Source organism: Actinophytocola sp., assembly GCF_035942955.1.
Taxonomy (GTDB): Bacteria; Actinomycetota; Actinomycetes; order Mycobacteriales; family Pseudonocardiaceae; genus DASYTH01.
This window is the reverse complement of record NZ_DASZCQ010000254.1, coordinates 1-12,364: the sequence shown is the minus strand read 5'-3', so window position 1 is coordinate 12,364 and position 12,364 is coordinate 1. Positions and strand designations below refer to the sequence as shown.

Below are 12,364 nucleotides of genomic sequence, written 5' to 3'. Positions count from 1 at the left end.
GTACGGTTCGGCACGCGCGGCCACCCCTTTTTCACATGAGGAGATTCATGCTCAGCCGGGAATCGGAACTGATCTGGCAGGGACGCATCCACCTCGGCGACGAAGCCGGCGTCTTCGGCGATGCCGGCTATTCCGGCCTGGCCACCGAGCTCCCGGTGACCCTGCGAAAGATCGACCCGGCCGGTGCGGACACCACGCGCCTGGTGGTGGAAACGGACAACGTCCAGACGTTCGCCGGCTATCCGGGGCACCTGATCACGGTGACCCTGTACGAGGAGGACCCCGGCGCGCCGAATCAATTCCAGGAGACCGTGCTGGCCACCGAGCGGCTCACCAGCGCGGACGACAACCGCCAGGAAATCCCGATCAACCTGGCCGGCAGGTCCTCGCCGATGTTCGTCAGCGTCCGCGTCCGGATCGACACGCGGGTGCCACCCGGGTTGTACGACGACTTCGTGGTCGTCCGGCTGTCCCACCGGTCACGCGACCACGCGTTCGTCGCCGCGCTGGGCTTCCAGGCCTGAGCCGCCGGCGGGGCGGGGTCAGACGCCGGCCACCGATTGGATGAAGCCGCGGTAGCGGGTGACGTTGGTGTAGAAGGTGCGCCGGTCGCGGTCGCTGGTGGAGGCGACGCCGACCTGCCGGTCGCCGCTGAACATCGGGCCGCCGGAGTCGCCGCCCGCGGCGATCCCGTCGATGCGCCGCGCGCCGATGGCGATGCCGCCGAAGGCGTCCCTGCCGTTGAGGGTCTGCACCCGCACGTCGGCGACCTTGAGGAACTGGGACTGGCAGTTGATCTCCGGTTGGTTGGTGCAGGTGGCGCCCCAGCCGTAGATCTGGACCGTCTGGCGGACGGCGACGTCGGAGGTGGTGCCGAGCCGCGCGTAGGTGGCGGCGACGCTGCGGTCAAGGCGGACGACCGCGATGTCGGCGACCGGGTGGCTGCTGAACGCGACGCCGGTGGCCAGGGTGCCGCCGCTGGTCTGGTCGAGGCTGCCGATCCGGAAGGTGTACGTGGCGGGGACGTCGACGCAGTGCTTGGCGGTCAGGATGAAGGTCGGCGCGATGATCGTCGCCGTGCAGAACTGCTGGCCGTCGCGGAACAGCCGGGCGGCCCACGGCCCGCTGGTCGCCAGCCGGCCGTCGATGATCATCGGGGTGACGCCGGGGTCCGGCGGCGGCGCGGCGGAGGCGGCGGGCGCGAACAGGGGCACGGTGAGCAATGCCCCGGCGATGGCCAGGGCGAATCGGACCGTCTTCATCGGCGCTTTCTCGATTCTGCGGCAGGGTGATCGGGAACGCGCAACTCTGCCACCCGAATGTGGCGCTGACAAGGGTGAAAAGGCGCAAGTAATTCCCGTGCGGACGGGCCAGCCAAAGGTAGTGAATACTTCGGAGTACCTGGTTCCGCTGAACGGGCGCGTCGGATGGTGGCACGGGCCCGCGCCGGGCGTACCGCGGTGATGCCATGCGGGCGTGACCGTGATGCGCAACGCGCGTTTCCCCGGTTGTCGGCCCCTGCCGGTAGCGTCCGGTCCGTCAACCGAACGTTCCAGCCTGGGAGTCGACTCGTGCCATCCTCGAACCGAAGCCGATCACGACGAACGCTGTCCGTCGTCGCGCTGTTCGCGACGCTGCTCGGGCCGCTGGCCGCGCCGGCGGCCGCGGAGCCGTCCTCCGGGTCGCGGGGCGGCTGGACGGGCGCGTGGGCCACGTCCATGCAGGAGCCCTTCGTGGGCTTCGGCGAACCGAACTGGTCGGTCGACGGTTTCGCCGACCACTCCGTGCGCCAGGTGGCCAGGGTCAGCACCGGCGGATCGGCCGTCCGCATCCGACTGTCGAACGTGTACGGCACGAAGCCGATGCGGGTGACCGGCGCGTCGATCGGCAAGGCCGGTGACGGCGGCACGGTGCGGCCCGGCTCGCTGCGGCCGCTGACGTTCCGGCACTCGCCGGCCACGGTGATCCCGGCCGGGCGGGAGGCGGTCAGCGACGCCGCGCCGCTGCTCACCGCGCCGCTGGACCGGCTCGCGGTGACCGTGTACTTCGCCGAGCCCACCGGCCCGGCGACGTTCCACCTGTTCAGCTTCGAGCCGACCTACCGCGCCGACGGCGACCACCGGTTCGACGCGAGCGGCGCCGCCTTCGACGAGACCACCCAGTCCTTCTACTACCTGACCGGGGTGGACGTGATCGGCCGGCACCACGCGCGGCGCGACGCGGTGGTGGCCTTCGGCGACTCGATCACCGACGGGGCGTTCTCCACGCCCGGCGCCGACAACCGCTACCCCGACGAGCTGGCCGAGCGGCTCGTGGCCGCGGGCCGGCCGCTCGGCGTGCTCAACGCCGGCATCGGCGGCAACCGGCTGCTTGACGACTCGCCCTGCTTCGGCGAGAAGGCCGTTGACCGGTTCCCCCGTGACGTGCTCGACGAGCCGCGGGTGCGCACGGTGATCGTGCTGGACAGCACCAACGACCTGCTGTCGATGAGCCTGCCGACCAGCGAGTGCGGCGCCGGCCACCCCGATCTGACCGCGGCGGACCTGATCGAGGGCTTCCGCGCCCTGATCGGCCTCGCGCACTCCCGCGGCATCCGGATCATCGGCGCCACCGTGCTGCCGTTCAAGGACGACACCTACGGTCTGTGGACACCGGAGATCGAGCGGGTCCGCGACGGGGTCAACGAGTGGATCCGCACCGGCGGCGAGTTCGACGCGGTCGTCGACTTCGACGCGGTGATGTCCAATCCCGCCGACCCCGACCAGCTCCGCCCCGAGTTCGACGGCGGCGACCGGCTGCACCCCAACGACGCCGGCTTCTGCGCCATGGCGGCCGCCATCGACCTGAGCACCCTCTAGCCGAACAGCCGAGCCCGGGGTTCCCCCGGCCGGGGTGCCCGACAGGTCGAGCACGGCCGCCCGGGCGGCCGGGCGGCCGTTGAGATTGGCCCCGTGGCACAGGAAATGCGCGACTCCGTGGCGGGCAAGGGTTTCGTCGATGATGACGTCGCGCACCGGTGCGTGCGCGAAGAACCACAGATCCTGGGTGTGCAACGGCATCGTGAGCACGTCGATCAGCCGGTCGAGCGTGCCGGCCACGGGGCGGGCGAGGTGGCGGGTGCCGAACGGGAAGCCGACGTTGCCCTGCTTGCTGGGACCGCGGGACTGGTCGAGGCGGATGCCGAGCCGCTCGCACCACAGGAAGAACTCGTCCCAGCCTTCCCAGCCGATCACCGGCGAGCTCATGCCGAACAGCTACTGGACCGGTTGGCCGGCGACCCATCCCGTGCGGACCACGGCCGCCGACGCCCCCGCGCACTGCTCGGTCCAGATCACCGTCGCCGGCGGCGTCGCCGGCACACCCGTGATCAGGTTCGGCAGCGCCCAGCTCCGCCGCATCCCCGACCCCCGCCCCGCCTGGAACGCCGGGTGACGGCCGCGGTCAGACCTTGTTCGTGGCGATCAGCATGGCCAGGCACATTTCGTCGCTGGTGCCGTCGCCCCAGACGACGTAGCGGGGTTTGAGGATTTTGAGTTGGGGGAGTTGGGAGCGTAGGGCGGCGTCGTGGGTGCAGGTGATCCTGATCGTGTCGCCGGGGTTGAGGGTGACCGGCTGGGGCAGCGGCTGGCTGGACTGGTCGTCGAAGTTGTACACGGGCTGGTCCAGAAGCTTCCGGGCGCCCGGGGTGCCGGGGTTGAGCTCCACCGAGATGGACCGGCCGAGCAGGTGCAGGTGCGGTGCGACGGCGTACAGCAGTGCCGGTTTCTGGATCGGGAGGTCGCAGTGCTGGGTGGGGCCGGGGACCGGGTCCTTGCCCTTGTTGCACCACGCGTCGAGCGCCTGGACCGTCTGGCGGGCCTGGACGCCGGTGCGCTTGACGAGGTCCTCGATCGCGGCGGTGCGGTCGCACAGGGGTCCGGATTCCGCGGGTGTGCACGGTAGTTCGATGGGGGCCGTGGCCAGCATCGTGTGCAGCGGCGTGACGTCCGCCGTGCCGGAGATCATGCGCAGGCGCACCGTCGACTGGTCGGTCGGACCGGGCTTTCCGTCGGTGGCCAGCAGGTTGTAGTGCACCTGGAGCACGATGTGGGTGCCCGGCTCGACCGGATACCCGGCCAGCTCGCCGATCAGGGTCTCGTTGTTGCCGGGCGCCCAGGCGCCGATCCAGCTGTCGCCGCCACCGTCACCGCGGCCGGCGCCGTCGGAGATCCCGGGGCCGCCGAAGCATTGCCAGCCGTCGCCCTCGGTCCTGGCGTCCAGGTTCTTGGCGCGCACCACCTGGGCGGGGGCGACGCGGTAGAGGATCGCGTGGTGCACGATCTCGGCGTTCTGCGGCAGGAACTGGGTCCCGGTGAGGTACGTGGCCTCGGTGAGCTTCGGGTCGATCAGGAAGCACCGGTACTCGTCCGTGCCGCCCTGCGGCGGCGTTGGCTGGTACGGCCGCTCGAGGCCGATCTCCTGAAACCGCTCGCCGTTGCGCAGCGGCGCGGGCGGTGGCGGCGCGGCGCCGTGACCGTGGCCGTCCCCCTCGCCGGTGGCCGATCCCCCCGCGTCGTTCGCGGCCGGTGACGACCCGCATGCCACGGCCAACAGCGAAATCGCCGCGACGACAACAAGATGCTTGATCCCCTTGATCCCCTTGATCCCCATTCGTTCACCGTACGCCCGCTCGCAGAAGCCGCGCCATGTCAATAATCGCGGCACCGGGGGTGCGTCTTAATGTCACGTCACCGAAACCAACGCGACGCCCGCGCTGACTAGGGTCTCGTCATCCTCGACGAGATTGATCCCTTCATCGGCACGGCTGCCACCTCACTGCCCGCGGCGCAGGGGCTGGCGGCCACTTGGTGGTGGCCGAAACCGCAGGTCGGCAACACCCATCCGGGGGCGACGTCCCCGCTGGGCATGGTGTCGGCCTGCGCGTACTCCGGCGCCTACCCGACCGGGTACGGCCGCTACGCCAAGAACACCGAGGGTGTGCCGGAGGTGATGTTCGACCAGCTGCAGGCGTCCGGGTTCACCCACTTCCAGCAGTCCGGCACCGGGGCGATCCGCAAGTACTACAACTACGTGCGGGTGACGCCGATGGTGCAGCCGCTTGACGACCTCGGCCGGGCCTGGGCGCTGCACGACGAGATCGCCGAGGCCGGGTACTACGCGGCCACGCTCGACAGCGGCATCCGCTGCGAGGTCACCGTCGGCACCAAGGTCGCCGTGCACCGGTTCGCCTTCCCCGATCACCGCAACGCCAGGGTCGTCGTCGACCTGTCCTGCGGCGGGCTGGCCATCGACCTCGGCCGCACGGTGCCGCTGCGGGCGCACGTGGAAAGCCTCGGCAGCGGCCGCGCCCAGGGAACCGTGGTCGTCGAGGGCGTGCCGCTGTCGGTGTACCTGGAGATCGACAGCCCCGGCTGGCGGCAGATGCTCTGGCACGACCGCCGGCTGATCGAGGGCGGCACCCGGCTCGACTTCGACCGCATCAGGCAGACCACGCTGCGCCCGTTCGGGTTGCTCTACATGGGACCGACCGCCGCCGGGCACGGCGTCGTCGAGCTGCAGATCGGCTTCTCCCTGCGCGGCTGCGAGCAGGCCAGGGAGAACCTGTACCGCGAGCGCGGCAAGGGCGTGTCGGTGTTCGACAGCGTCCGGGTGCAGACCAGGGCCCGGTGGCGCGAGCACCTGGACCGGGTCGAGATCGAGGGCGGGTCGCCGGCCCGGCGGCAGGTGTTCGCCACGGCCATGTACCACTCGCTGATCAAGCCGTGCTTCGCCGACGACGAGAGCCCGTTCTGGCCCAGCGACGGGCCGTTCGTGTTCGACGTCTGCACGATGTGGGACATCTACAAGACCCAGCTGCCGCTGCTCACGGCCATCCGCCCGGACCGGGCGGTCGACCTGCTGGAGTCGCTGATCCGGGTCTGCGAGGAGGAGGGCAACTTCCCCATCGGGTACCGGATGGCGCGCGGCGCGGACCGGTTCTTCCGGCAGGCCAGCGCGCTGGTGCACACCGCGCTGGCCGACGTGCACGCCCTCGGCATCGGTGACCTCGACTGGGCCTGGGCGCTGGTGCACATGCACGACGACCTGCGCCGGATGTACGGCGAGGACTTCTACGAGCACGGCGTCGTGCACCCGATCTCGCACACCCTCGACCTCGCCTACGCCTACCACTGCACCGCCGGCGTCGCCAGGGCCCTGCACGACGTCCAGCTCGCCGACGACCTCGACGCGCGCAGCCGCCTGTGGTCCAACGCGTTCGACCCGGCCACCGGCCTGCTGCGGGATTCGTCGTTCTACGAGGGGGGTAAGTGGAACTACTCGTTCCGGCTGCTGCACGACATGGCCGCGCGGATCGCGCTGGCCGGCGGGCCCGACGCGTTCGTCGCCATGCTGGACGCGTTCTTCGGCTACGGCGCGCCGCGGGTGACGCAGCCAGGCACGCGGCCCGACCCGGCGGAGATGGCGGCCGGCTACGCGCTGAACCGGTTCGAGGGGCTGAACAACGAGCCGGACATGGAGGCGCCCTGGTCCTACCACTACGCGGGCCGGCCGGACCGCACGGCCGAGATCGTGCACGCGGCGCTGACCTGGCAGTTCGGCACCGGCCCCGGTGGGCTGCCCGGCAATGACGACTCCGGCGGGCTGAGCTCCTGGTACGTCTGGGCTTCGCTGGGACTGTTCCCGGTCGCCGGGCAGAGCCTGTTCCTGGTCAACGCGCCCGCCTTCCGGCGCGCCACGCTCCACGTCGGGGACCGCGAGTTCGTCGTCGAGACCCGCGGGCACCGCGAGACGTCGATCAGCTCGGACGGCCTGGACACGGTCCCGCCACCGCAGTACGTGCGGGCCGCCCGGCTGAACGGCAACCCGCTGGACGCGGCGCATCTGCGGGCGTCCGATGTGCACGCGGGCGGCCGGCTGCTCCTCGAGCTCGGCCCGGAACCGTCGGAGTGGGGGCGCAAGATCCTGCCGCCGTCGCTGTCCGACCCGCTCGGGAAGGGGGCCCGGACGTGACCTGGCCCAGCCGCCGTCTGATCATCGTGGTCCGGGCCGACCCGGTCATCTGCGGCCACTCCGGCGAGGCCCGCAACCTGGCCGAGGTCGCGCTCACCCGCGGCTTCGCCGACGTGCGGCTGCTCACCTGGCCGATCCCCGTCCTGGAAGCGGCGGGCCTGCCGCTCAAGCCGCTTGACCGGATCATGCCCTACAGCAAGGGAATCACCGTGGAGCGGCCAGAGCCGGTCGGCGACTACCGAGTGCCGGACGGCCGGTACCTTGCCGGGCTCACCGGGCGATTGGTCGAGCTGCTGGCCGAACCGGTCCCGACCACCTGCCTGTCGATGTACCTCGCGCCGCACGACGCCGTGGTGCGCGACGCCGTGGACGCGGTGCGCGCGGCCGGCTACACGCCCGACGTCCACACGATCGCGAAGGCGGTCGGCTCGGACGTCACCAACGTGATCCGCTCCTGCCTGCACGAGCGGCGGTTCGGGGCGGCCATCGTCCTGTTCACCCGGTTCCTGGCCAACGACCGGGTGATCGCCGTGTCGGAGTACACCCGGCAGGAGATCATCGCCGCCGCCGGCGCCGTCGACGCGCACTGCGGCACCCGGTTCGCCGACGAGTGCCGGCGCCGGGTGTCGGTCAGCTACCCGCCGATCGACACCTCGGCGTACCTGGACCTCGATCCGTCGCATGTGGACGCCACGCTGCGCGGGCGCGGCCTGGAACGCGACGGCTACGTGCTGTTTCTGTCCAGGGTGGCGCTGGCCAAAGGCGTCGACGACCTGGTGCACGCGTTCGCCCGGTGCCGGGCGCGGTCCCGGTGCCGGCTCGTGGTCGCCGGCACCGGCCCCGCCCTCGAGCACGTCCGGGAGCTCGCCGGAACCGACGACCGCGTCGTCTTCCTGACCGATGTGGACGACGAGGAAAAGCCGATGCTGATGAACGGCTGCGCGGCGTACGCGTTGCCGACCAAGCCGGAAGCGGACTTCGTCGAAACCTTCGGTATCGCGCTGGCCGAGAAGATGCTCGCCGGCGGCGGACCGGTGATCACGACCACGACCGGCGGCGTCGGCGAGGCGGTCGGTGACACGGCGCTGATCGTCGAGGCCGGGAACGTCGCGCAGCTCGCCGCGGCGATCGACCGGGCGGTGCTGGACATTCCGCCCGAGGAACGGCAGCTCATGGCCGACCGGGCCCGCACGTTCGCCCTGTCCTTCGACCGGGCCCGGGTGTTCGACGGTCTGTTCGAGACGTCCATGGCCCTGACGGGATAGCGAAGCCGCCGGATGCGGCATGATGTCCACACTGTGGCGGCGGGAAGGCATCTCAAGCGCGCGACGATCGCGGTGATCGGGGGAGTGGTCCTCCTGGTCGGCGTCGCGCTGCTGGTGCTGCCCGGACCGGGTTTGCTGCTGGTGCTCGCCGGTCTGTTGATCCTCGCGTCGGAGTTTCCCGCGCTGGAGCGCTACGTGGACCCCGCGCGGGACCGGGCGTTGAAGGCCGCGGAGGACAGCGTGTCCTCGCCGGTGCGGCTGGCCGGGTCGATCCTGTGCGGCCTTGCCCTCATCGCGGCCGGGATTCTCTGGGGTCTGCGGGTCGTGCCCTGGCTGCCGTTGCCCGGCTGGAGCACCGGATCAAGCCTGATCCTGTCCGGAATCCTGCTGCTGGCACTGCTCGGCTGGAGCCACCGGAAGGTCGCCGCTCGGCGTAGGTGAGGTACCGCCGAGCCACCGGGGTTCGGCGCCGTGGGGAGGTGTCCGGATGCCCGCACCCGGCGGCAACCTCGCCCGCCTGGCCCGGATCAAACGCGCCTACGACCCGGACCGCCTGCTCACACGACGATGACGACCTTGGCGCGGGCGTGCTCGTCCTCGACGTAGCGGATCGCGTCGGGCACCTCGCCGAGCTCGTAGGTCCGGTCGATGATCGGGACGAGCGTTCCGGCCTCGGCGAGCTCGCGCAGCGTGGCGAGGTTCTCCGGGCCGGGCCGGGCGTCGACGGTCAGGATCCGGTGACGACGGACGAGGGGAGCCACCAGCATCGCCCGGATGGCGAGGCCCATCGGCCCGATGAGGCTGCCGCCGGTGGACACGCCGCCGCCGGAGATCAGCACCGTGCCGCCGGGCTTGAGCGCGCGCCGGAGCCTGGTCAGCGAGTGGTTGCCGACGAGGTCGAACACGACGTCGTAGCGGCCCGCGTCGCGGGTGAAGTCGTCCCGGGTGTAGTCGATGACGTGGTCCGCGCCGAGCGAGGTGACCAGCTCCACGTTCCTGGCGCGGCACACGGCGGTCACCTCGGCGCCGAGCCACTTGCCGACCTGCACGGCGAACGTGCCGACCCCGCCGGACGCGCCGTTGATCAGGATCTGCTGACCCGGCCGCACCGGGCACGATCGCGCAGGCCCACCAGCGCGGTGTTGGCCGCCAGCGGCAGCGCGGCCGCCTGCTCGAAGGTCAGGTTGGCCGGTTTGGTGTCCACCACGCCCTCGGGCGCGCACACGTACTCGGCGAACGCCCCGTCGGCCTCGCCGTACACCGCGTCGCCCGGCCGGAACCGGGTCACGCCCGGGCCGACCGCCGTCACCTCGCCGGCGAAGTCCGTGCCGCGGATCGGCACCTTCGGCCGGCGAAGGCCCGACATCAGCAGGCGCGCCAGGTAGGGGTCGCCGCGCATGACGTGCCAGTCGCGAGCGTTCAGCGTGGCCGCGCGCACCCGGACGAGCACCTCGCCGTCCGCCGGCGCCGGGCGGTCAACCTCCTTGAGCGCCAACACGTCGGGGGAGCCGTACCGGTCCTGGATGATCGCTTTCATCGTGCCTCCAAGGGTTTTGTGTTTCGTACGGGACGGGACGGGCGGCGGCGAATGAGCCATTCGGCCACGGCGACGTTGATCGCCCAGCCGGCGGACATCGCCAGGGCATTGCCGAGCCGGTCGAGCTCGCCGACGGCCACGATCAGGGGCACCTGGGTCACCGCCTGGGTGCCGGCGCCCATGGCGAGGGCGTAAGCGCGGATCATCCAGACGCGGTGCCCGGCGACGTCCCGGCGGCGGATCGCGGTGAAACCGAGGACCAGGAACAGGATCCAGGCCGAACCGACCACGAGCCGGACGGCGGTCAACAGATCGCCGACGTTGTCGGGGCGGGGAAAGAACAGCGTCAGCCACAGACCGGACAGCGCGCCGATGAGTCCACAGAGGACCACGAGCCGTCCGGCCACCCGGTGCCAACCGCGTCGCCGGGCGCGCAACCGTGGGGCGAACTGCAAGGCGCCGAGGATGGCATACCCGCTGACGGCCACGATGTGCACCACCACGGGTCCGGGTGTGGCGAAGAACCGCTCGTTGGCCGGCGTGATCTCCGCGCCGCCGCCCAGCTGGGTGAGGCGGAAGGCGCCGGCGAGCACCGGGATGAAACCGAGCAAGAGCAGCCCGGCCGGCACGCGCCAGCCCCGCCTCGGCGGGCTGCCGCGCCGAAGCGCTGTCGTCGTCATGCCCCAGATCGTGGCCGCCGGGACGGTGCCGGCTCATCGGGCGATGGGCCGCGATTCGCCCGGCCGAACGGCCGGGCCGGGAGTCGTACTTTCGGCTACCCGGCCGTGCGCGGAAGGGTGGCGGTCACGGTCCAGCCGCGGTCGGGGTTCGGGCCGGCCTCGCAGGTGCCGCCGAGCAGGCCGGCGCGTTCGATCATGCCGATCAGCCCGTGCCCCTGCGCCCCGGCCGGGCGGGTGAAGGGCTCGCCGTCGTCGCTGACCCGCAGGTGCACCGCCCGGTCGTCGGCGACCACGCGGACCTCGATCCGGGTGGCGTGCCGGGCGTGCCGCCGGGCGTTGGTGACCGATTCCTGGGCCAGCCGGTAGATCGCGGTCCCGACCGACGGGGGCAGGTCCTCCACGTCGCCGACGATCTCCACGTCGACCGGCGGACCGAACTGTGCCCGGCCGGCGAGCCGCTCGAGGTCGGCGACGCGCGGGTTCGGGCTCAGGTCCGCCGCCTCGTTCTGCCGCAGGACGCGGACCATGGTGCGCATCTCGGCCAGCGCCCTGGACGCCTCGGACTCGATCACCCGCAGCGCGTCGACCGCGGCGCCCGGCTCCGCGTCCGACGTGGCGAGGCCGGCCTGGGCGCGGATCGCCATGGCCGAGACGTGATGGGCCACGGTGTCGTGCAGGTCGCGCGCCAGCCGTTCCCGTTCGAGCAGCTTGGCCTGGTCGAGCTCGCGCATCCGCGCCCTGACCCGGTAGCGCAGCGCCGCGCCGAGGGCGCACGCCGTGGAGATCAGGAACACCCCGCCGAGTCCCCCGGTAAGGGTGACCGTGCCGAGCGCCAGCGAGAAGCCGAGTTTGGCCAGCATGATCACCGAACCGAGGACCGCCTCGCGCCCGGACCCCCAGCGGTACAACGAGAACGGCAGGATCAGCATGAACGCCATCACGTTCAGCTCGGGCTCGCTGCCGGTCAGCACCGGGACCACCGCGCAGACGCCGAACGCGACCGCGATCGTCGGCAGCGGCCGGGTCCGCCGCCACAGCAACGTGGGCAGCAGCCCGACGGCGACCACCGTCGAGACGACCGGCGACCGCAGGTCCGTGCGCAGCACCCCCTCGAGCACCGCGACCACCGCGAGCACGCCCACGAACGCCCAGTCCCGCCAGGCCGGCGGTGGGGCGTTCGCCGGGCGCGGCTCGTCCCAGACGGACCGCAGCAGCTCGTGCACCCGAACCATGGTACGAGAGCGGGGCCACTCCTGATCGGCCCAAAGTACGAGCTCCGCCGTGGCAACCGGCCCGGCCGGGGTGGCGTTGTGAGGGGCATGCGGGTAGATCCCAGCTTCGAGGCGTTCGTCGAGGGCAGGTCGACGGCGGTGAACCTGTCCCGGGACCGGATCAGGCGGCTGTTCCGCCGGCCGCGGGAGGCACCGATGCCGCCCGACCCGGACGTCCTGCGCACCGTCGACGCCGGGTACGAGCGGGTGGCCGAGCGCCGGGTGGTGGTGCGGGCCCTCGCCCAGCTGCCCGTCCGCCAGCGGCAGGTCGTCGTGCTGCGCTTCTTCGAGGACCTGTCCGTCGAGCAGACCGCCGAGCTGCTCGGCTGCTCGGCCGGGACGGTCAAGTCGTACACGTCGCGGGCGCTGGCCAGGCTGCGGTGCCTGCTCGCCGACGACCACGAGCCCAACTCCCTGGAGGTACCCCATGCTCACCGATGAGCAGTACGGCCGGGCGCTCGGCGAGGCGCTGCGGCGCGAGCTGGCCGACCTGCACGCGGCGCCGGACCTGCTGCGCACGCTGCGCCGTCGGCGGGCCCAGCGCGCCTGGGCCATCCGGGCCGCGATCCCCACCCCGGTGGCCGCGGCGGCGACCGTGGC

14 protein-coding genes are annotated in these 12,364 nt (G+C 71.9%); 8 read left to right on the top strand and 6 right to left on the bottom strand.

Features of this window, described 5'->3' with window-relative positions; all coding sequences use genetic code 11:
- Positions 1-47 precede the first annotated feature (47 nt).
- Complete coding sequence (locus VGX25_RS26200; RefSeq protein WP_326920566.1) at positions 48-524, top strand: hypothetical protein; 477 nt, start codon at positions 48-50, stop codon at positions 522-524.
- An 18-nt stretch (positions 525-542) separates the two neighbouring features.
- Here VGX25_RS26200 and VGX25_RS26195 read toward each other — a convergent pair whose 3' ends face one another.
- On the bottom strand, positions 543-1,262 hold the full coding sequence (locus tag VGX25_RS26195) for a S1 family peptidase (protein ID WP_326920565.1): 720 nt from the start codon (positions 1,260-1,262) through the stop codon (positions 543-545).
- Positions 1,263-1,571: 309 nt separating this feature from the next.
- Here VGX25_RS26195 and VGX25_RS26190 point away from each other — a divergent pair, with 309 nt between their 5' ends.
- Both VGX25_RS26190 and VGX25_RS26185 read left to right on the top strand, forming a co-directional pair.
- Entirely contained in the window at positions 1,572-2,858 is a 1,287-nt protein-coding gene (locus VGX25_RS26190; protein ID WP_326920564.1) for an SGNH/GDSL hydrolase family protein, read from the top strand.
- 139 nt (positions 2,859-2,997) lie between these two features.
- A complete protein-coding gene (locus tag VGX25_RS26185) occupies positions 2,998-3,432 on the top strand; it encodes a hypothetical protein (protein ID WP_326920563.1) in 435 nt (144 codons plus the stop codon).
- Positions 3,433-3,441: 9 nt separating this feature from the next.
- On the opposite strand, the gene VGX25_RS26180 is transcribed toward VGX25_RS26185, so the two are convergent.
- Complete coding sequence (locus VGX25_RS26180; RefSeq protein ID WP_326920562.1) at positions 3,442-4,650, bottom strand: hypothetical protein; 1,209 nt, start codon at positions 4,648-4,650, stop codon at positions 3,442-3,444.
- Between the two features lie 120 nt (positions 4,651-4,770).
- Between VGX25_RS26180 and VGX25_RS26175 the strand changes: the two genes are divergently transcribed.
- The 4 genes from VGX25_RS26175 to VGX25_RS35805 are packed head-to-tail and all read left to right on the top strand — an operon-like array spanning position 4,771 to position 8,847.
- Positions 4,771-7,011, top strand: coding sequence for a glycoside hydrolase domain-containing protein (locus VGX25_RS26175; protein ID WP_326920567.1), 2,241 nt, complete (start codon positions 4,771-4,773; stop codon positions 7,009-7,011).
- Positions 7,008-8,276 carry a glycosyltransferase gene (locus VGX25_RS26170; RefSeq protein WP_326920561.1) on the top strand — a complete coding sequence of 423 codons (1,269 nt, stop codon included), beginning with the start codon at positions 7,008-7,010 and terminating at the stop codon, positions 8,274-8,276. The genes VGX25_RS26175 and VGX25_RS26170 overlap by 4 nt, the downstream gene beginning before the upstream one ends.
- A gap of 12 nt (positions 8,277-8,288) precedes the next feature.
- Positions 8,289-8,717, top strand: coding sequence for a PGPGW domain-containing protein (locus VGX25_RS26165; protein ID WP_414635970.1), 429 nt, complete (start codon positions 8,289-8,291; stop codon positions 8,715-8,717).
- Between the two features lie 46 nt (positions 8,718-8,763).
- Positions 8,764-8,847 (top strand): BBE domain-containing protein, encoded by an 84-nt coding sequence (locus VGX25_RS35805; RefSeq protein ID WP_414635971.1) that lies wholly within the window; start codon positions 8,764-8,766, stop codon positions 8,845-8,847.
- Here the strand turns inward: VGX25_RS35805 and VGX25_RS26160 are convergent.
- The 4 genes from VGX25_RS26160 to VGX25_RS26145 all read right to left on the bottom strand — a co-directional run bounded on the left by VGX25_RS26160 (position 8,834) and on the right by VGX25_RS26145 (position 11,725).
- On the bottom strand, positions 8,834-9,385 hold the full coding sequence (locus VGX25_RS26160) for an NAD(P)-dependent alcohol dehydrogenase (RefSeq protein ID WP_326920559.1): 552 nt from the start codon (positions 9,383-9,385) through the stop codon (positions 8,834-8,836). The genes VGX25_RS35805 and VGX25_RS26160 overlap by 14 nt on opposite strands.
- Positions 9,361-9,813, bottom strand: coding sequence for an NAD(P)-dependent alcohol dehydrogenase (locus tag VGX25_RS26155; RefSeq protein ID WP_326920558.1), 453 nt, complete (start codon positions 9,811-9,813; stop codon positions 9,361-9,363). The genes VGX25_RS26160 and VGX25_RS26155 overlap by 25 nt, the downstream gene beginning before the upstream one ends.
- Entirely contained in the window at positions 9,810-10,493 is a 684-nt protein-coding gene (locus tag VGX25_RS26150; RefSeq protein ID WP_326920557.1) for a DUF2306 domain-containing protein, read from the bottom strand. The genes VGX25_RS26155 and VGX25_RS26150 overlap by 4 nt, the downstream gene beginning before the upstream one ends.
- Before the next feature lie 95 nt (positions 10,494-10,588).
- Positions 10,589-11,725, bottom strand: a complete 1,137-nt coding sequence (locus VGX25_RS26145) for a sensor histidine kinase (RefSeq protein WP_414635968.1) — start codon at positions 11,723-11,725, stop codon at positions 10,589-10,591.
- Between the two features lie 87 nt (positions 11,726-11,812).
- Here VGX25_RS26145 and VGX25_RS26140 point away from each other — a divergent pair, with 87 nt between their 5' ends.
- Positions 11,813-12,205 (top strand): sigma-70 family RNA polymerase sigma factor, encoded by a 393-nt coding sequence (locus VGX25_RS26140; RefSeq protein ID WP_326920555.1) that lies wholly within the window; start codon positions 11,813-11,815, stop codon positions 12,203-12,205.
- Positions 12,206-12,364 lie beyond the last annotated feature (159 nt).